This is a genomic window from Lachnoclostridium sp. An118, from assembly GCF_002160985.1.
Lineage (GTDB): Bacteria > Bacillota > Clostridia > Lachnospirales > Lachnospiraceae > Claveliimonas > Claveliimonas stercoravium.
On record NZ_NFLQ01000012.1, the window covers coordinates 20,587 to 40,328 of the forward strand.

Annotated in this window: 19 protein-coding genes and 1 tRNA gene; 16 read left to right on the forward strand and 4 right to left on the reverse strand. The window is 48.8% G+C overall.

Features of this window, described 5'->3' with window-relative positions; genetic code table 11:
* Positions 1-247: 247 nt before the first annotated feature.
* A complete protein-coding gene (gene dnaA, locus B5E62_RS10910) occupies positions 248-1,624 on the reverse strand; it encodes a chromosomal replication initiator protein DnaA (RefSeq protein WP_087174603.1) in 1,377 nt (458 codons plus the stop codon).
* Positions 1,625-2,011: 387 nt separating this feature from the next.
* Here dnaA and rpmH point away from each other — a divergent pair, with 387 nt between their 5' ends.
* From rpmH to rsmG, 8 genes are all read left to right on the forward strand, one after another.
* Positions 2,012-2,146, forward strand: a complete 135-nt coding sequence (gene rpmH / locus B5E62_RS10915; RefSeq protein WP_021859823.1) for a 50S ribosomal protein L34 — start codon at positions 2,012-2,014, stop codon at positions 2,144-2,146.
* 46 nt (positions 2,147-2,192) lie between these two features.
* Positions 2,193-2,537, forward strand: coding sequence for a ribonuclease P protein component (rnpA, locus tag B5E62_RS10920; protein ID WP_087174604.1), 345 nt, complete (start codon positions 2,193-2,195; stop codon positions 2,535-2,537).
* Positions 2,538-2,553: 16 nt separating this feature from the next.
* Positions 2,554-2,766 (forward strand): membrane protein insertion efficiency factor YidD, encoded by a 213-nt coding sequence (gene yidD / locus B5E62_RS10925; protein WP_087174678.1) that lies wholly within the window; start codon positions 2,554-2,556, stop codon positions 2,764-2,766.
* A gap of 72 nt (positions 2,767-2,838) precedes the next feature.
* The gene (locus tag B5E62_RS10930; protein WP_087174679.1) at positions 2,839-3,912 is read left to right on the forward strand and encodes a YidC/Oxa1 family membrane protein insertase; all 1,074 of its coding nucleotides are present in this window, start codon (positions 2,839-2,841) and stop codon (positions 3,910-3,912) included.
* Positions 3,913-3,979: 67 nt separating this feature from the next.
* On the forward strand, positions 3,980-4,864 hold the full coding sequence (jag, locus tag B5E62_RS10935; protein WP_087174605.1) for an RNA-binding cell elongation regulator Jag/EloR: 885 nt from the start codon (positions 3,980-3,982) through the stop codon (positions 4,862-4,864).
* Between the two features lie 57 nt (positions 4,865-4,921).
* The gene (gene mnmE, locus B5E62_RS10940) at positions 4,922-6,319 is read left to right on the forward strand and encodes a tRNA uridine-5-carboxymethylaminomethyl(34) synthesis GTPase MnmE (protein ID WP_087174606.1); all 1,398 of its coding nucleotides are present in this window, start codon (positions 4,922-4,924) and stop codon (positions 6,317-6,319) included.
* Complete coding sequence (gene mnmG / locus B5E62_RS10945; RefSeq protein ID WP_087174607.1) at positions 6,285-8,207, forward strand: tRNA uridine-5-carboxymethylaminomethyl(34) synthesis enzyme MnmG; 1,923 nt, start codon at positions 6,285-6,287, stop codon at positions 8,205-8,207. Before mnmE ends, mnmG begins: the two co-directional genes overlap by 35 nt.
* A gap of 24 nt (positions 8,208-8,231) precedes the next feature.
* Positions 8,232-8,948 carry a 16S rRNA (guanine(527)-N(7))-methyltransferase RsmG gene (rsmG, locus tag B5E62_RS10950; RefSeq protein ID WP_087174608.1) on the forward strand — a complete coding sequence of 239 codons (717 nt, stop codon included), beginning with the start codon at positions 8,232-8,234 and terminating at the stop codon, positions 8,946-8,948.
* Between the two features lie 34 nt (positions 8,949-8,982).
* On the opposite strand, the gene B5E62_RS10955 is transcribed toward rsmG, so the two are convergent.
* A complete protein-coding gene (locus B5E62_RS10955; RefSeq protein WP_087174609.1) occupies positions 8,983-9,939 on the reverse strand; it encodes an alpha/beta fold hydrolase in 957 nt (318 codons plus the stop codon).
* A gap of 261 nt (positions 9,940-10,200) precedes the next feature.
* Between B5E62_RS10955 and B5E62_RS10960 the strand changes: the two genes are divergently transcribed.
* The 6 genes from B5E62_RS10960 (at position 10,201) to B5E62_RS10985 (ending at position 14,854) form a co-directional block, all read left to right on the forward strand.
* On the forward strand, positions 10,201-10,965 hold the full coding sequence (locus tag B5E62_RS10960; RefSeq protein ID WP_087174610.1) for a ParA family protein: 765 nt from the start codon (positions 10,201-10,203) through the stop codon (positions 10,963-10,965).
* Between the two features lie 27 nt (positions 10,966-10,992).
* Entirely contained in the window at positions 10,993-11,910 is a 918-nt protein-coding gene (locus B5E62_RS10965) for a ParB/RepB/Spo0J family partition protein (protein WP_087174611.1), read from the forward strand.
* On the forward strand, positions 11,910-12,485 hold the full coding sequence (locus B5E62_RS10970) for a DUF4446 family protein (RefSeq protein WP_087174612.1): 576 nt from the start codon (positions 11,910-11,912) through the stop codon (positions 12,483-12,485). The genes B5E62_RS10965 and B5E62_RS10970 overlap by 1 nt, the downstream gene beginning before the upstream one ends.
* Positions 12,486-12,487: 2 nt before the next feature.
* On the forward strand, positions 12,488-13,774 hold the full coding sequence (gene serS / locus B5E62_RS10975) for a serine--tRNA ligase (RefSeq protein WP_087174613.1): 1,287 nt from the start codon (positions 12,488-12,490) through the stop codon (positions 13,772-13,774).
* A gap of 9 nt (positions 13,775-13,783) precedes the next feature.
* A complete protein-coding gene (locus B5E62_RS10980) occupies positions 13,784-14,659 on the forward strand; it encodes a DUF3881 family protein (RefSeq protein ID WP_087174614.1) in 876 nt (291 codons plus the stop codon).
* Positions 14,660-14,782: 123 nt separating this feature from the next.
* Positions 14,783-14,854, forward strand: a tRNA-Arg gene (locus B5E62_RS10985).
* 77 nt (positions 14,855-14,931) lie between these two features.
* Here B5E62_RS10985 and B5E62_RS10990 read toward each other — a convergent pair.
* Positions 14,932-15,780: a pyridoxamine kinase gene (locus B5E62_RS10990; RefSeq protein WP_087174615.1), complete on the reverse strand. Its 849-nt coding sequence runs from the start codon at positions 15,778-15,780 to the stop codon at positions 14,932-14,934.
* A gap of 298 nt (positions 15,781-16,078) precedes the next feature.
* Between B5E62_RS10990 and B5E62_RS10995 the strand changes: the two genes are divergently transcribed.
* Both B5E62_RS10995 and B5E62_RS11000 read left to right on the forward strand, forming a co-directional pair.
* Positions 16,079-16,867 (forward strand): LptM family lipoprotein, encoded by a 789-nt coding sequence (locus B5E62_RS10995; protein ID WP_087174616.1) that lies wholly within the window; start codon positions 16,079-16,081, stop codon positions 16,865-16,867.
* 357 nt (positions 16,868-17,224) lie between these two features.
* A complete protein-coding gene (locus B5E62_RS11000) occupies positions 17,225-18,907 on the forward strand; it encodes a phospho-sugar mutase (RefSeq protein ID WP_087174617.1) in 1,683 nt (560 codons plus the stop codon).
* Between the two features lie 155 nt (positions 18,908-19,062).
* Here the strand turns inward: B5E62_RS11000 and B5E62_RS11005 are convergent, their stop codons facing one another.
* On the reverse strand, positions 19,063-19,737 hold the full coding sequence (locus B5E62_RS11005) for a Crp/Fnr family transcriptional regulator (RefSeq protein WP_087174618.1): 675 nt from the start codon (positions 19,735-19,737) through the stop codon (positions 19,063-19,065).
* Positions 19,738-19,742 lie beyond the last annotated feature (5 nt).

The window sequence follows — 19,742 nt, forward strand, 5'->3', positions numbered from 1 at the left end:
CATATATAAAATATTTCCGTCTTCTCCGTAGTAGGGCTTGGGATAGAGTGGAAAAGTCCTCTCGTCCCTGTATTTTCAAGCCTTACGCGTTTTAAAAACGCTGTGGAGATCATAAAAATCACATGTGGAAGAGGTTGGGAAAACTTTTTTGTGCTCCTGATAAGGAAATTGTTTATCTTATTTGTGAGCAGTGAATCCACATAGTTTTTCACAGCCTTTCCACAGGTTGTCCACATCCTGGAATGCTTTAAACAGGATTTATCTTTTTCTTTATGATATCGATGGTGTTGCTGAGACTTTCATTTTCCCTGATCTCCGCCTGTATCTTCTTGATGCCGTGGTTGATAGTGGAGTGGTCCTTTCCTCCCAGGACGATCCCCATTACCTTCAGGGATGCTGTTGTCATATCACGGCAGAGATACATGAATATCTGGCGGGGAATGGCAATCTCCGCCGTCCTCTTGCTGCTCTTGAGGTCCGCAATGCTGATGCCGAAGTGCTCCGAGACTACGTCCAGTATAAGCTCAGGTGTCACCTCCCGGTTTGCCTGGGAGGAGATGATATCCTTCAGCGCCTCCGCGGCAAGGGGGATATCGATCGCAGTCTGGGTATTCTGGAGCTTGTAGAGTGCGATCAGCTTGTTCAGGGAACCCTCCAGCTCACGGATGTTTGTCTTTACATTGGTGGCGATGTACTCCAGCACATCGTCGGGGATATTGTATTTCTGCAGAGAATCCATCTCAATCTTCTTCTGCAGGATGGCCATCCTCGTCTCGTAGTCTGGTGCGGAGATGTCCGCTATCAGCCCCCACTCAAACCTGGTGCGGAGCCTTGCCTCCAGCGTCTCGATGTCCTTGGGAGGACGGTCGCTGGAGATGATGATCTGTTTTCCTGCGGTGTGCAGGTGGTTGAAGGTGTGGAAGAATTCCTCCTGGGTACTCTCTTTTCCTATGATAAACTGGATATCGTCAATGAGAAGGACGTCGTTGTTCCGGTATTTGTCCCGGAAATCAGACATGGAATTCTCCTTTGGATTCTTCAGCGCCTGGATCAGCTCGTTTGTAAAGGTCTCACTGGTCACGTAGAGGACCTTTTTCTTTGGATTTTTGTCCAGTATAAAATGAGCTACCGAATGCATCAGATGGGTCTTCCCAAGTCCCACGCCTCCGTAGAGGAACAGGGGGTTGTACACTTCTCCGGGAGATTCTGCCACGGCCAGGGAGGCCGCGTGGGCAAAGCTGTTGTTGCCTCCAACTACAAAGGTATCAAATGTATATTTGGGGTTAAGACCAGCCTTCTGAGCAGCTGTCTTTGTGCGCTTTTTCTCGGAAGCCCTGGATGCCATCTCCATGATCTCGTCCAGGCGGTCGTCATCTTCCGACACGAGAACGACCTCAAACTCCTTTTCCGTGATCTCGGCAATGGACACCTTCAGCGGGAGTCTGTACTTTTTATCAATGTACTCAACGCTGGCGTTCATATTGACAAGAATGAAAACCGTATGATCTACTACTTTGTATACCTTCAGAGGCTTGATCCAGGTGTTGAAGGACACATTGGAGAGCTCGTGCTCCACTCTGAGGTGTTCTATGATTTCCGGCCATTTTTCTTCTACGATATTCATTACAAAATAACTCCTAATCTAACATACATTTCATGCATCGTATCATATGCTTATTCTTATCTATTTTACATCAAAATAAGGTATTAAGCAACGAAAAATCGGGGTGGATAAGTTTTGGAAAATGAGAAAGTGGCTAAAATAGTGCCTTTCAGCTTGGAAATCCACAGGAATTTTCCTGTTATCCACATAATTTTGAAAAGATATCCACATTTTGTTGATAACTTTTCTTCCTATATTATATGATGCCATGGGCGCAGCTGAGAGGAAAAACTTTATGAAATCATCGGTTTTGCTTGACTTCACGGAACTTATTGAATATAATCAAAACTGATGTCTAGGAAAAGTGCGGGAGTATTCCTGTGTAAAATATAAGGGAGGTGGATATCTATGAAAATGACATTCCAGCCAAAAAAGAGACAGAGAGCTAAGGTTCATGGCTTCAGATCCAGAATGAGCACAGCAGGCGGAAGAAAGGTTCTTGCTGCAAGAAGAGCTAAAGGAAGAAAGAAATTATCAGCGTAGGCCGCAGCATTGTGGCCTTTTCTTCTCTTAAAATCAGGAGATGAAAATGAAATTTTCCGAGTCACTGAAAAAGAACAGAGATTTTCAGCATGTCTACAAAAACGGAAGATCCAATGCCAACCGGTATCTGGTCATGTATGTCATGGATAATGGCCTTAAAAAAAACAGACTGGGGATCTCCGTCAGCAAGAAGGTTGGCAACAGTATTGTCAGGCACAGACTGACAAGGTTGATACGTGAAAGCTATCGTCTGAATGAAGAATTGTTCCCATACGGTAAAGATATAGTGGTCATAGGCAGAGCGGCGGCAAAAGGAAAGAAATGCCGTGATATTGAAAGTGCATTCCTGCATCTGGGACGCCTTCATGGGATGGTACAGATAAATCAGTAAAACGGAGTGATGTATGGTGAAAAAAATCCTGATAGGTCTGGTGAGAGTTTACCAGAAATATCTTTCTCCCCTCAAGGGACATTCCACATGTATCTATTTTCCTACATGCTCCCAGTATGCGGTGGAGGCGATTGAAAAGCACGGGGCGCTCAAGGGAGGGCTTCTGGCTGTATGGAGGATACTCCGCTGCAATCCCTTTTCTAAAGGAGGCTACGATCCGGTCCCGTAGCATTACAAAATAACAGGATAGAAGGCAGACCGGGGCGATCTGAGCGGTCGCATGAACGGAGGAAAAGAAAATATGGAAGGTGTAGTATTGACAGCCGCAAACTGGCCAATCATAGGACAGATTGCGGATCTGCTCGGTATTGTCATGAATTTTATCTATGAGATACTGGATAAGATTCTTCCCTCAGACGTTGGTCTGGTGGGACTGTCGATCATCTTATACACGATACTTGTATATATGATCATGATGCCGCTTACCATCAAGCAGCAGAGAACATCCAAGATGACTGCGGTCATGAACCCTGAGCTTCAGGCAATCCAGAAAAAGTATAAGAACAAGAGAGACCAGGCATCTCAGATGAAGATGCAGGAAGAGATGCAGCAGGTATATGATAAATATGGGACGTCCATGACAGGCGGATGTCTTCCCATGCTCCTGCAGATGGTACTTCTGTTTTCACTGTATCCGGTTGTTTACCAGATGGAAAACTATGTTCCGGCTATCAAGAACGCTCCGGCGGATGTGCAGAAATTCCTCACTATCCCGGATCTGTCCCTCTCACCGATGCAGCTGTTCTCTGAGAGAGCGCAGATTTCCGAGCAGTTTGGAGTGTCAGCCGTAATCCTTATCATCACGGCGATCGCTCTTCCGGCCATATCTGTCCTGACACAGTTCCTGAGCATGAAGCTTTCTCAGGCGCTCTCCGGACAGGCTATGGACAAGGACAATCCGATGTACAGCACCATGAGGACAATGAACATCACAATGCCTCTGTTCTCACTGTTCGTCGTTGTGTCACTTCCGGCAGGCCTTGGTCTTTACTGGATCATCAGTGCGGTGGTAAGATGTCTGCAGCAGGTATTTATCAACAGTCATCTGAAAAAAATATCCGTGGAAGAGCTCATCGAGAAAAATAAAGAGAAGGCTGCGAAAAAGCGTGAGAAGAGGGGCGAGAGAGCAGAGAAGATAAATGCCATGGCCCAGACAAACACGCGGAGCATCCAGAGCAAGGCAAAGACATCTGTGCAGACAGATAAATCGAAGGAAGAAAAGCTCCAGAAGGCTGCAAACAACAAGAATGCTGCAAAGGAAGGAAGTCTTGCTTCCAAGGCCAATCTGGTCAAAAAATACAACGAAAATAATTAGGACACAGGCGGGGACTTTTTCTTAAGTGAGGAAGTCCCTCTAAGTGGATATAGGGAGGGATAACAAAATGGAAGGAAGACGAAGGGAAGAGATCACAGTATCGGCAAAGACGCTGGATGATGCCATCACAGAGGCTCTTGTTCAGCTTGGCGTCACGAGCGACAGGCTGGAATATGATGTCATTGAAAAGGGAAGCGCAGGATTTCTCGGGATAGGCATGAAGCAGGCAGTGATCCGGGCATGGAGAAAGGAAGAACCCCAGGAGGAGACTGTTGACGAGATCGCAGAGGAGTTTATAAAGGAGGCGGTTCCAAGCGATATTACTCTGGATATAAAAGAGGAGAAGGAGCCAAGGAAGCCTAAGAAAGAAAACAGAGAGCCTAAAAAAGCCCCTCAGAAGCAGGTGCGAAAAGAAACAAAAAAAGAATACAGGAAAGAAAATAAGTCTGAAGAGAAGCCGGAGATAAAGCGTGAGACAGAACTTGCAAGGGTGGAGGACGCCACTGTCGCCGAGTGTGAGAATTTCCTTCGCAGCGTGCTCCATGCCATGCATATGGAAGTGGAGCTCCACTCAGAAGTTGACGAGGAGGGAGCTCTCGCCATTGAGATGAAGGGAGATAACATGGGAATCCTCATTGGAAAGAGAGGACAGACCCTTGATTCCCTGCAGTATCTTACAAACAGAGTTGCCAACAAGATGCAGGCGGGCTATGTGCGGGTGAAGCTGGACACAGAGGATTACAGAAGAAGAAGAAAAGAGACGCTTGAAAATCTTGCAAAAAATATTGCCCATAAGGTGAAGAGGACAAGAAAACCGATTACTCTTGAGCCCATGAATCCCTATGAGAGAAGGATCATCCACTCTGCTCTGCAGGGAGACAAAAATGTAACGACACACAGCGAAGGCGAGGAGCCTTACCGCCGCGTAGTAGTGACACTGGTGAGAAAATAAAAAAAGGCAGAGGTTAAAACCTCTGCCTTTTTAACTCCGGGGAAAGGAGAGAAAGCTATGTACAGCGAAAGCAGCACGATCGCCGCTATATCGACTTCCATGTCAGAGGCCGGGATAGGCATTGTAAGGATGAGCGGGGAAGACGCATTTGAGATTGCAGACAGGATTTACAGAGGAAAAAATAATAAGAGACTCTCCGGGCAGAAATCCCATACGATACACTACGGGTATATTGAGGAGGACGGAGAGACCATAGACGAGGTACTCGTCATGCTCATGAGAGGCCCCCGCACATTTACAGGTGAAGACACGGTGGAGATAAACTGCCACGGCGGTGTCTATGTCCTGCAAAGAGTCCTGGAGGCGTGTCTGCGGGGAGGAGCCAGACCGGCCCAGCCGGGGGAGTTTACCAAGAGAGCGTTCTTAAATGGAAAGCTGGACCTCTCCCAGGCGGAGGCGGTCATCGATGTGATACAGTCCCGCAATGACTATGCTCTGAAGAGTTCTGTAAGCCAGCTTCGGGGAAGTGTAAAAAAGAAGGTGAGTGATATACGGGCCAAAATCCTCTATCACACGGCCTTTATCGAATCAGCGCTGGACGACCCGGAGCATATCAGCATAGACGGATACAGCCGGACTCTGGAGAAGGATGTGAGAGAACTGCTGGACAGCCTGAGGAAGCTCCTCGACTCGGCAGATAACGGGCGTATCATGAAAGAGGGGATACAGACTGTGATCGTTGGAAAGCCAAATGCGGGCAAATCCTCCATACTGAATATGCTCCTCGGCGAGGAGAGGGCCATCGTCACGGATATAGCCGGAACTACGAGGGATATCCTCCAGGAGCACATGAACCTGCACGGCATTTCCCTGAATATCGTGGACACGGCAGGCATAAGAAGGACTGATGATCAGGTGGAAAAAATAGGCGTGGACCGGGCGCTGAGTCAGGCAGAGGGGGCTGACCTCATCATCTGCGTGGTGGACTCCTCCCTTCCCCTTGACGAAAATGACCGGAAGATCTTTCAGTTTATAGCCCAAAAGAAATCCATCATCCTCCTCAATAAGTCAGACCTGGAGCGAAGGACAGGGGAGGAAGAAATACGGCAGATGTGCAGGGAGCAGGACATGGAAGAGCCTCCTGTCATATCCGTCTCCGCAAAGGAGGAAGAGGGGATGGAGGAGCTGGAGCAGGCGGTGAAGGAAATGTTCTATCACGGCGACATTTCCTTTAACAGTGAAGTATATATCACAAACGCGAGACAGAAGCACGCCCTGGACAGCGCGCGCCAGGGACTTGAGAGGGTGTTGGAGAGTATTCGTATGGATATGCCGGAGGATTTCTATTCCATAGACCTGATGGATGCTTACGAATCGCTGGGAACGATCACAGGAGAGACAGTAGGAGAGGATCTTGTCAATGAAATTTTCAGTAAATTCTGTATGGGAAAATAAGGATACGTATGATGTGGCTGTCATCGGGGCCGGACATGCCGGCTGTGAGGCGGCTCTTGCCTGTGCGAGGCTTGGATTTAAAACCATTGTGTTCACGGTCAGCGTGGACAGCATTGCTCTCATGCCCTGCAATCCCAATATAGGAGGGACATCCAAGGGACACCTGGTGCGGGAGGTGGACGCCCTGGGAGGGGAGATGGGAAAGGTCATAGACCGCGCTTTTATCCAGTCCAAGATGCTCAATAAGTCAAAGGGACCTGCCGTACATTCTCTGCGTGCTCAGGCTGACAAGGCCCTCTACAGCAGGACCATGCGGCAGGTGCTGGAGGACCAGGAAAATCTGGATATCAAGCAGGCGGAGGTGGTGAACATACTGACAGAGGAGAATGCCGGAAGAAAAAGGGTGACCGGTGTACAGCTCTACTCCGGCGCTGTTTTCCGCTGCCGCGCGGCCATACTCTGCACCGGCACATATCTGAAGGCCAGGTGCATTTACGGGGATGTGAGCACCAACACAGGCCCAAACGGACTCCAGGCCGCCAACCATCTGACAGAGTGCCTGAAGGAGCTGGGAATAAAAATGTACCGGTTCAAGACAGGGACTCCGGCCAGGATTGATAAGAATACGGTAGATTTCAGCAGGATGGAGGAGCAGAAGGGGGATGAGAGGGTCGTTCCCTTCTCCTTCACGACAGACCCGGACTCCATCCAGAAGGAGCAGGTGTCCTGCTGGCTGACATACACAAATGAGAGGACCCATGATATCATAAGGAAAAATCTGGACAGGTCCCCTCTGTTTTCAGGGATGATCGAGGGAACCGGGCCAAGATACTGCCCGTCTATCGAGGACAAGGTGGTGAAATTTGCGGACAAGAGCCGCCATCAGGTCTTTATCGAGCCGGAGGGACTGGAGACAAATGAGATGTATATCGGAGGCATGTCCAGCTCCCTTCCGGAGGACGTGCAGTATGAGATGTACCGTTCGGTGCCTGGACTGGAGAATGCAAGGATTGTGAGGAACGCCTACGCCATTGAATATGACTGCATTGATGCCAGGCAGCTCCTCCCCACACTGGAGTTCCGCACGGTAGACGGGCTTTTCAGCGGCGGGCAGTTTAACGGCAGCTCAGGATACGAGGAGGCGGCGGCTCAGGGGCTCCTGGCAGGCATCAACGCGGCCAGAAGGCTGCAGGGAAAGGAAGGGATCGTCCTGGACAGGTCAGAGGCCTATATCGGTGTTCTGGTGGATGACCTGGTCACGAAGGAAAGCCATGAGCCTTACAGGATGATGACCTCCAGAGCTGAGTACCGGCTGCTGCTCCGGCAGGACAATGCGGACCAGAGGCTGACGAAGAAGGGGTATGAGATTGGTCTCATAGATAAGGAGAGGTATGAGAGGCTGCTGGAAAAGGAGAGACTCATCCGTGAGGAGACAGACCGGCTGAAGAGGACCTATGTGGGAACCACGGAGGAAGTGCAGGGGCTGCTGGCGGAGCACGGGAGCACGCCGCTCACATCCGGGTCTGATCTGGCGGAGCTCATACGGCGCCCGGAGCTCTCGTATGAGATACTTGCTCCTGTTGATAAGGAGCGCCCGGCTTTTCCGCCTGACCTTAGAGAAGAGGTGCAGGAACAAGTTAACATAAATATAAAATATGAGGGGTACATCTCCCGTCAGAAAAAGCAGGTTGAGCAGTTTAGAAAGATGGAGAACAAGAAAATACCGGAGGATATTGACTACGATAAAGTGAAGAGCCTGCGGATAGAGGCAGTACAGAAGCTGAAGCAATACCGTCCGGTGTCAGTGGGACAGGCTTCCCGCATATCAGGTGTATCGCCTGCAGACATTTCCGTGCTCCTTGTGTACATGGAACAGTTAAGAAGATAGAGAGTGAAAGAAGCAGGAGATTTTATGGAAGAGAGAATATTTGATATAAAGCTGAGGAAGCTTGGGATTGTCCTGACAGAGAAAATGAAGGAGCAGTTTGACCGGTATTTTGAGCTCCTGGTTGAATGGAACAGGATAATGAACCTCACAGGCATAACAGATTACAACGAAGTAAATGAAAAGCATTTTCTGGACAGTCTTGCTATCGTGAAGGTCCAGGATATGGAGATGATCTCGACCGTCATTGACATAGGGACAGGCGCCGGATTTCCCGGTATCCCTCTGAAAATCGTGTATCCTCACCTGAAGGTCACGCTTCTGGATTCTCTGAACAAGAGGATCAAATTCCTGAACTGCGTGATACAGGAGCTTGCACTGGAAGACATATCTGCCCTTCACGGCAGAGCAGAGGATTTTGCTAAAAAGGGAGAGTACAGAGAAAGATATGACCTCTGCGTCTCAAGAGCAGTCGCTAATCTGGCCACTCTCTCGGAGTACTGTCTTCCTTACGTGAAGAGGAATGGCCTCTTTGTTTCCTATAAATCCGGAGAAATAGAGGAGGAGCTCTGTAAATCTGAGAAGGCAGTCTCAGTCTTGGGAGGAAAAATTGAGAAGGTAGAGAAATTCTGTCTGCCAGAGAGCGATATTTCAAGGTCCTTTGTCATGATAAGAAAGGACAGAAGTACTCCGGGAAGGTTTCCGAGAAAAGCCGGACTTCCGTCAAAAGAACCGCTGCAATAGCAGCGGTTCTTTTATATACCTATACTCTCTTTCGTTAATCCAGGTCAAGACATATCTTAAGCTGATCCATAAGTCTGTTGGGAGTCTCCAGCTGAGGCAGATATCCTGCGTCAGACAGGTTGAATATTTCAATGGATGGAAGAAGCCTCTGATATTCTGCTGCTTCCGTTTTGTTTTTTTCATTGGTCCCTGTTATGATAAAGATACTGTTGGAAAGGTCTTTCAGGTACAGTTTTATGTTTGCGGTCAGATAATTTCCGCTCATGCTCGCAAAAAGATACTTGGAGGATGCGTTTCCACAGTGAGCGGCCTCGTAGTACGTCATGATCTCTTCATGTCTGATCTTGCTCTTGTCATAGAAATAGTAATCCCTGAACAGCTTCTCTATATTTTCCTTTCTGACAAGTATGTTGTAAAGAAGGGTACCTACAAGAGGCAGGAGGATCAGCTTTGTCAGTATACGGCTGCTGTTAGTGGGAATATGAGCCGTTGTATATATATCAGCTGGATTTATCATGATAATACTGTCAATGTTCTCTTTATTGTTCTGACAGGCCCCTAAAATAAAGGAGGATGACTGCCCGGTTACGACCACATCGCTCTTCTCTTTTATGACATTTTTTATAAAATCATTGATGAGCTGCACATACAGGTAGTTTGTGTATGTCAGGTTTGGCTTTTCTGAGCGGCCGCACCCGAGCAGATCCAACGTGTAGACTGTCCTGTACTCGGAGAGCATACTGACGATTTTTTTCCATTCATATTCCGAGCTTGATGTATTTAGGTCGTGTATAAGAAGCAAGGGAGTGCCCTGCCCCTGCTTTGTATAAAATATTTTTCCGAATTTCCAGTCATAAAAGGTCTCTGAAGCAGGTTTTAGCAGATGGTCCATCGTGGCTGAAATATGGATTGCTTTATTTATAAGATGGATGCCGACGGAGGTTGCTCCGGCGAGAATTGTTGTGATAGTAAGGGCTTTTTTCCAACTCATATTAATACTCCTTTCTACAGTGTCTATATGAATAGTTTATCATATCTCAAAGAAGAACTAAAGATATATCTGCACAAAATGTTTCACGTGAAACATCTGTGATCAACAGCTGCTATTGTTAAAAAAAGTATCCAAAAGCAAAATGTTTCACGTGAAACATTTATGAAAAACAGAAAAAATATGTTTCACGTGAAACATGTTCTGGAATATAAATCCGAAAGGTGATATACTATTACTAATCACTGAGAGAGGTAAAGCAAAATGGGAAGAATAATAGCGATAGCAAACCAGAAGGGCGGAGTTGGAAAGACGACAACAGCTATCAATCTGTCAGCATGTCTTGCGGAAAAGGGTAAGAAGGTCCTTTCAATTGATATGGATCCACAGGGAAACATGACCAGTGGATTGGGCGTTGATAAAGACAATGTTGAAAAGACAGTGTACGACCTTATTATAGGTGAAGGCCGGATTGAAGAAATCATATGCAAGGATGTGTTGGAAAATCTGGATGTGATGCCTACAAACATAGATCTGTCAGCTGCTGAGATAGAATTGATAGGTATCGAAAATAAGGAATATATCATCAAAAATGAGGTCGAAAAAATAAAAGACGACTATGATTTTATTATTATCGACTGCCCGCCTTCCCTGAGTATGTTGACGATCAATGCGATGACGACAGCAGATTCAGTACTTGTGCCTATTCAATGTGAATACTATGCGCTGGAAGGACTGAGCCAGCTCATACATACGATAGAACTCGTAAAGGAGCGTCTGAATTCAAATCTGGAAATAGAAGGTGTTGTATTCACGATGTATGATGCGAGGACCAATCTGTCCCTCCAGGTTGTGGAAAATGTAAAGGATAATCTAAACCAGAATATCTACAAAACGATCATACCGAGAAACATCAGACTGGCGGAGGCGCCAAGCTATGGTATGCCTATCAATCAGTATGATCCAAAGTCGTCAGGTGCTGAGAGCTACAGACTGCTTGCAGATGAAGTGATAGAAAAAGAGGAATAGCAGAAAAACAGAAGGTGGAGGAAAAATATGCCGGTAAAAAGAAAGGGGCTGGGAAAAGGACTGGACAGTCTGATCCCGGAAAATAAATCTGCTAAAGTATCCAGCTCTGAGAGTAAAAAGACAGAAGAAACAGCCGAATTAAAAAGCGGCGAGCAGATGATGAAGATCAATATGGTGGAGCCAAACAGAGATCAGCCGAGAAGAAACTTTGAGGAGGACGCGCTTCTCGAACTGGCTGACTCTATTAAACAATATGGTGTGCTCCAGCCGCTTATTGTCAGAAAAAGAAATGACTATTATGAAATCATTGCGGGAGAGAGAAGATGGCGTGCTGCAAAGATGGCAGGTGTGAAGGAAGTCCCTGTTATCATAAAGGAGTACAATGAACAGGAAATCCTCGAGATCGCGCTGATCGAGAACATTCAGAGAGAAAACCTTAATCCCATTGAGGAGGCGATGGCCTTTAAAAAGCTCCTGGAGGAATTCAACCTCAAGCAGGATGAAGTGGCTGAGAGAGTATCCAAGAGCAGGACAGCTGTCACCAACTCTATGCGTCTCCTTAAGCTGGACCAGAGAGTGCAGCAGATGATCATAGATGATATGATAAGTACAGGTCATGCGAGAGCTCTTCTTGCCATTGATGACCCGGAACAGCAGTATGTCCTGGCCAATAGGATATTTGATGAAAAGCTGAGTGTGAGGGAGACAGAAAAGCTTATCAAGGAGATCAAGAATCCGAAAAAACAAAAAGAAAAGAAGATCATAGAGAACGCGTTTATATATGAAGATATTGAGGATAAGATGAAGCAGGTGCTTGGAACAAAGGTCCATGTGGCATCAAAGGGAAAAGGAAAAGGAAAAATAGAGATTGAATACTATTCAGATAAAGAACTGGAACGTATGTTCGATATGATCATGTCCATAGGAAAAGGAGAACAGATTTAATGGAAAGTGCAATTTTGGCAAAACTGGGCATCGATCCGGCATTTATCTTTCTTTTTATGCTGATACTGATCATCGCCCTCTTTGTACTGTACGTAAATGTGAGTATGAAATATGACCGGTTGAAAAACAGCTACAACTCGTTTATGAAGGGAAAAGATGGAAAGACTTTAGAGGAGAGTCTTCTCTCTAAATTTTCAGAGATAGACGGACTTGCGAAGCTGACCAAGCAGAACAGACAGGATGTCAAAGATATTTACCGCAAGATGGAGAAAGACTTTAAAAAGGTCGGTATCGTCAAGTATGACGCATTTAACGAGATGGGAGGCAAACTGAGCTTCGCACTGGCCATGCTGGATGGAAACAACAGCGGCTGGGTGATCAACGCCATGCACAGCAGGGAGGGCTGCTATACTTATATAAAAGAGATCGTCAAGGGAGAGAGCTATGTAGAGCTTGCGGAAGAAGAGACAGAGGCTCTGGACCGTGCGATCTTCAGCGAGGCCTACAGCATGGATGTGAAGGAAACCAGGGATACCAAAAAGAGAACAAATAAGAGTGAAAAGGATGAGGTGTAAAAATGCTTGATATCAAATTTGTAAGAAACAATCCGGACGTAGTAAAAGAAAATATAAAAAAGAAATTCCAGGATGAGAAGCTTCCCCTTGTAGACGAAGTGCTGGAGCTGGATAAGAGGAACAGGGAGATAAAGCAGGAGGTAGAGGCTCTGAGAGCTGAGAGAAACAAAATCTCAAAGGAGATCGGCGCCTGCATGGCACAGGGGAAGAAGGAGGAGGCTGAGGAGCTTAAGAAGAAGGTCCAGGCCAATGCTGACAGAGTGGAGAGCCTTTCCACAGAGGAGAAGGATGTTGAGGCAAACATCAAGAAAATCATGATGACCATCCCAAATATCATCGACCCCTCCGTGCCCATCGGAAAAGATGACAGCGAGAATGTAGAGATTGAAAAGTTCGGTGAGCCGGCTGTTCCGGATTTCGAAATCCCCTACCACACAGATATCATGGAAAGCTTCAATGGCATCGACCTGGAGAGTGCGGGAAGAGTGGCCGGAAACGGATTCTACTATCTGATGGGAGATATCGCAAGGCTTCACTCCGCAGTCCTGGCGTACGCGAGAGATTTCATGATCGACAGGGGATTTACCTACTGCGTTCCTCCTTTCATGATCCGGAGCAACGTGGTGACAGGCGTTATGAGCTTTGCTGAGATGGATTCCATGATGTACAAGATAGAGGGAGAGGACCTGTATCTTATCGGGACAAGTGAGCATTCCATGATCGGAAAATTCATCGACACCATGCTGGAGGAGGAGCAGCTTCCGCAGACACTGACATCCTACTCACCCTGCTTCCGAAAAGAAAAGGGTGCTCACGGGATTGAGGAGAGAGGTGTATACAGGATACATCAGTTTGAAAAGCAGGAGATGATCGTTGTATGCAAGCCTGAGGACAGCATGATGTGGTATGACAGGCTGTGGCAGAACACAGTGGACCTGTTCCGCTCCCTGGATATCCCTGTGCGCACGCTGGAATGCTGCTCAGGTGACCTGGCGGACCTGAAGGTGAAATCCTGCGATGTGGAGGCGTGGTCTCCGAGACAGAAGAAATATTTTGAGGTGGGCAGCTGCTCCAACCTGGGAGATGCCCAGGCAAGAAGACTGGGTATCCGCGTAAAGGGAGCGGATGGGAAATATTTTGCCCATACACTGAACAACACGGTAGTGGCGCCGCCGAGAATGCTGATCGCCTTCCTGGAAAACAACCTGCAGGCAGATGGCTCTGTCAGGATCCCGGAAGTGCTGCGTCCATATATGGGCGGCCTTGATAAGATTGAAAAGAAAAAATAAAGGTGACAGATGCATAAATATTTGAGGTCAATTGGTTACGGCTGTATCAGCTCAAGGACAGAGTTAAATGGATTCCTGAAGAAGATAGAGAGCGACTATACCTGCCATGAGCTGGTCTCCCTTGACGAGGAGGCGGACTTCTGTGAATACCAGAGGGAATGCGGAGCAGGTATAGGTGTTGCCGTGTGCGGAGATATGGATATGCGGGAAAGATTTTACAGACAGTACTACTATCCCTATTTCATCGGAAGCGGCATCTCCTCCTACGCTGATATCGTCGTTGAAAAAAGAATGGACCGGGAGGCCTATGTGGGAATATGCGAGGATGTGAAGGTAGGTGTCAGCCTCATCTTCCACCTGCAGAACACAGTGGAATATATAAAAGAGAGGCAGCTTGCCGGAGACAGGCTTAAATTCGGCTCCGTGACTCTGGCAGGACTGTGCAATTCCGGAACTGTCCTTCTCCCTGTCATGAAGAGCAAGGAGACGGAGAAGAGGAGGAGAGAGGAATCCCGGAACCGGATGATGCTCCTGAGTGCAGCCAGGAACGGGGACCAGGCGGCTATGGAAAGCCTGACTCTGGATGACATTGATATCTATACGAAGGTCTCCAGGCGACTTGTGACAGAGGATGTGTTCAGCATTGTGGACACCTATTTCATGCCCTACGGAGTGGAGTGCGACAGATATTCCATCCTGGGGGAAATCCTGAATGTACATACGATCCAGAACCAGGAGACGGGCGAGGAGCTCTATGTCATGAAGCTGGATGTAAATGAGCTGGAGTTTGATGTCTGTGTCCCGGTAAAGAGCGTATTTGGCGAGCCGGCCCGGGGACGGAGGTTCAAGGCAAACATGTGGCTCCAGGGAAGGATCAATTTTTAAAAAGTGGCAGAATGAAGGGAAGCAGCAGTATATACTGCTGTTTCCCTCATAAAAATGAAAATAACTGTTGATTTTAGTGATACAAGATGATAGAATAATTGAGTACGAGATAAATATAGTTATGTTCCCTTAGTAAAATGGATATTACGGATCCCTCCTAAGGATCAAGTGCAGGTTCGATTCCTGCAGGGAACGGGACGAGGACAGAGCCTCTGCAAGCGCAGAGGCTCTGTTTTTTCGTAATAAGGGACTATTGCAGATGGTACGCTTTCCTAGCCTTTCCCTTCCAGTCTCTGCTCCAGCTCCCGGCACAGCCATGGGATCTGCGACTCGAATTCGGCCCCGTACCATCTGGCTTCACTGGAACGGGAAGTGGCCTCGATACATTCCACCACGTAGTCAGCTGCAAGTGAGAGGGCATCTCCCAGGGAAAGACCCCGCATAAGCCCTCCAAAGGCAGTGGAGGAGTAGAGGTCCCCTGTTCCGTGGTAGCTCTGGGGACATTTTTTTGTAAAGTATGAGAAAGCATTTCCGTCCTGGTCGAGGCTTGCGATTCCAAGCCTGTCCGGCTCATAGCTGACACCCGTCAGGACGGCTGTCCGGCATCCCAGCCCAAGGAGACGCTGCAGGAGTTCAGTGATGTAAGAGCTGTCATACTCGGTGCGGTAGGGCAGACCGGTGAGGAGGCAGCCCTCTGTGATATTGGGCAGGATCACGTCCGCTTTGGCGCAGACACTGGCCATGGCTGCCGGAAAATCCCTGTCAAAGGCCGGATATAATTTCCCGTTGTCCGCCATGGCCGGGTCCACCAGGATCAGATTGTCCCGCGTGCGGAACTGCTCAAAGAAAGTCCTGACCTGTCCGCACTGACGGACGGAAGCCAGGTATCCGGTATATATCCCGTCAAAGAAGAGATCCTCCTTTTTCCAGGAGTCAGAGATGGGTCCGATCTGATCGGAAAGGTCCTTGCAGGTAAAATGCCGGAACATGGTGTGGGTGGAGAGGACTGCCGTGGGGAGGATACCGCATTCCACCCCCATGGCTGAGATAACAGGCAGGGCTACCGTGGTCGAGCAGCGCCCTACACAGGAAATATCCTGAAGAGTAACAATCCGTTTCATGTTAAAATACCGCCTCCTGATCTTAAGCTTCAGATGTTCTTTTCCTATACAGCAAATATAGCAGAAAGTGAACTGGTTAAAAATAGCCAAAACAGCAAAAAGTGACCAGGCCAGTTTGCGGGGAGAGGAGACGTGCGCGATCAGCCGTGAAATCAGTGAGTACACGGATATCTTGTATCCCTGGAGGAAATATTGCATAAATGTATTGTTATATTTGTGTTAAAATATGGATATTTACTATAGTTTATGTTAAAATGTCAACAAAAATATATAATTTATACAAAAAGGGGGCGCGATTATGAAAAAGATTTTAGTATTTATGCTTACCATGATGATGTCCTTCAGCCTGACTGCCTGTGGCGGTGGCGAGGAGCAGACAGATCCTGTGGAGACGGAGGACAGCTCTGCGGAAGAGGAGGAAGCCGCAGAGGAGGAAGAGACGGAGGAGCCGGAGAAAAAAGAAGAAGAGGCTGATACAGGAGACACTGACGTTTCCTCCGCCATAGAGGGATCTTCTACTTCGGAGACAGAGGCTGTTCCGCTCGGACAGTGGGCAAAGGTGGCAGATTATGCGACAGAGGATGATGCCTACCACACAGTTTACGTGCGGGTCACAAAGGTGACTACTTCCGAGGCGGATGAGGCGTATGTGCAGTCCTCGATCGAGACAAACAACACAAACAGCTCAGAGTACGGACAGATCAATACTGCGGATATAGAGCTTCCTGACGATGTGGAGCTGTGCGTGCTGGATTATGAAGTGTTTGTACCGGAGGAATTCCCGGCACCGGAGTATGGGATGGTGGCGCCTGAGATGGATTTCTCCGAGACAAATATTGACGGCGGAGGCATACCTTCCGCGGACGGCGCTAGTACCTACATTGGTCTTGGAACCAACAATACCGGGCTGATGATGGAGCCGGATAAGACATATGAGCCGGGAAATACCTACTCCTTCAGAACACTCTTCACTATGGTAAAGGGCTATGAGGACTATGTATTTGAGATGATGTCATATCCGGACGGAACTCTGAGTGACCAGACCTCCGGAGATAACTTATACTATGTGTATTTCGCAAATAAGTAAGCCAGGTGGAGGAAAGACGGACAGAAGGGCTGGGACCGCTGGTCAGAAAATATGTATCAATTGCTGTTTAGCGGTAAACATGGTATAATAACCACAGCGTGGTTATTATACCTGCGCATAGAGCGGTTTCTGCGGAACCGCAGAAACCCGCTGCGCATCTGCCGAAGGCCCATGGCCGCCATGCGGCCATGGTATAATAATTACAGCGTGGTTATTATACCTGCGCATAGAGCGGTTTCTGCGGAACCGCAGAAACCCGCTGCGCATCTGCCGAAGGCCCATGGCCGCACAGCGGCTATGGTATAATATCCATATCGTGAGTACGAACACAAAAATCAAGTAGTAGGAGTGGTGAAAATGTATCAGGAAGATTACAAGCGCTGGCTGGAAGCGGACCTGGAGGATGCGGATCTTCATCCGGAGCTGGCCCGGATCGAGGAAAATGATGAGGAGATAAAGGAGCGCTTTGCAGTGGCGCTGAAATTCGGTACAGCCGGACTTCGGGGTGTGCTGGGAGCCGGGACGAACCGCATGAACATCTATGTGGTGCGCCAGGCTACTCAGGGACTTGCAAACTGGGTGAAGACACAGGGGGGCACACAGACTGTTGCCATCAGCTATGACAGCCGTCTCAAGAGCGATGTGTTCGCAAAGAACGCGGCGGGAGTCCTGGCCGCAAACGGTATCAACGTGCGGATCTACGACGCGCTCATGCCTGTGCCGGCGCTCTCCTTTGCGACCCGTTATTATAACTGCAATGCGGGCATCATGGTGACAGCCTCACACAACCCTGCAAAATACAACGGATACAAGGCCTACGGGCCGGACGGCTGCCAGATGACAGACGATGCGGCGGCCATCGTATACGAAGAGATACAGAAGACGGACGTGCTGACAGGCGCAAAGTATATGTCCTTTGCAGCCGGCGTGGAGGAAGGACTGATCCGCTTTGTGGGCGATGATTGTAAGAGGGCCCTCTATGACGCTATCGAGTCCAGACAGGTCCGTCCGGGACTTTGCAGGACAGCAGGGCTGAAGCTTGTGTACAGCCCCCTGAACGGCTCCGGACTTGTGCCGGTGACACAGGTGTTAAAGGATATCGGTGTGACAGATATCACGATCGTCCCGGACCAGGAGTACCCCAACGGATACTTTACCACATGCAGCTACCCCAACCCTGAAATTTTTGAGGCCCTTGAGCAGGGACTGAACCTGGCGAAGGAGACAGGTGCGGACCTGATGCTGGCCACAGACCCGGATGCAGACCGGGTGGGCATTGCCATGAAGTGCCCGGATGGCTCCTACGAGCTGGTGAGCGGAAATGAAGTGGGCGTGCTGCTCCTGGACTACATATGTGCGGGGCGCATTGAGAAGGGAACCATGCCTGAGAATGCGGTGGCTGTGAAGTCTATCGTGTCCACACCGCTGGCCGACGCGGTGGCAGAGCATTACGGTGTGGAGCTGCGCAGCGTGCTGACAGGATTTAAGTGGATTGGTGACCAGATCGCACAGCTGGAGGAAGCAGGCGAAGTGGACCGCTTCATCTTCGGTTTTGAGGAGAGCTATGGATATCTGGCAGGCCCCTATGTGCGGGATAAGGATGCTGTCATCGGCTCCATGCTGATCTGTGAGATGGCAGCTTACTACAGGAGCATTGGAAGCTCTCTGAAGCAAAGGATGGAAGAAATCTATGCGCAGTACGGCCGCTACCTCAACAAGGTGGACAGCTTTGAGTTCCCGGGCCTGAGCGGCATGGACAAGATGGCAGGTATCATGCAGGGCCTGAGGGACAACCCGCTGACAGAGATTGCCGGGTACAAGGTGGCCAGTGTGACAGACTACACAAAGCCTGAGGAGACCGGACTTCCGTCAGCCAATGTGCTGATCTACAAGCTGGAGAACAACGAGACAGTGATCGTGCGTCCCTCCGGTACAGAGCCAAAGATCAAGATCTACTACACAACGCTCGGAAAGGACCTGGCAGAGGCCCAGGCCGAGAAGGACAAGCTGGCAGAGGCTATGAAGTCTGTGATGGCTTAACCGGGATGGAACAGGGTGAAAATACAAAAAGATACAATGGCGTCTGCCATTGTATCTTTTTGTACATTTTGCTGTTCTTCGGGCAGATGAGACACCAGATAGCTGTCAACGGGGAAGAGACACTCCTGCGGCTGTGAGCCGGTGTGTCCATGCCATCACTCTTTCTTCAGGTACTCCCTGGCCTTCTCCTGCTGCTCCCTGGTCATGGACACCTTCCCCCTGGTGATCCCCACAAGCCCCTCCTCCCTCAGCCGGCGGATGGTACGGTTCAGTGTCTTCACAGAGATGCCGGTCTCCTCGTGGATTTCCTCCCGGGTCCTTTTTACAACGCAGGAGCCGTACTCCTCTATGTACTGGAGGATGTAGGCCAGGAGGAGATGCTGGGGCGGATAGAACAGGCGGTTTCCCCGGTTGTAGGAGGAGCGGTACAGCTTGTAGGCCACCTTCTGGGACACGAGACGGAGAAAATGGATGTCCTTTGAGATCCAGTCCTCAAAATCTTTTCTGGAAAAATAGAGGACCGTGCACTCGGTGGTGGTCTCCAGGGTGACGGAGGTGCGGGGCTTCCCTGCAAGGATGGTGACCTCCCCCACAAAGTCTATGGGGTCGTTTCTCTCGATCATAAAAATATTCCCGTTTTCAAATTCATTGATGACCCGGTGATAGCCCTCGCAGACGATGCCGAAGTAATCCAGCTCGGCATCCTTCTGGTGGATGATGGTCCCTGGCGGATAGGTGCGGACCGTGCAGCGGTCCCTGAGCTCGTCAGGCATATAGCGGATATAGGATTCCAGCTCCGGCACTCTTGTGAGCAATTCTGACAGTGTCATGTTGA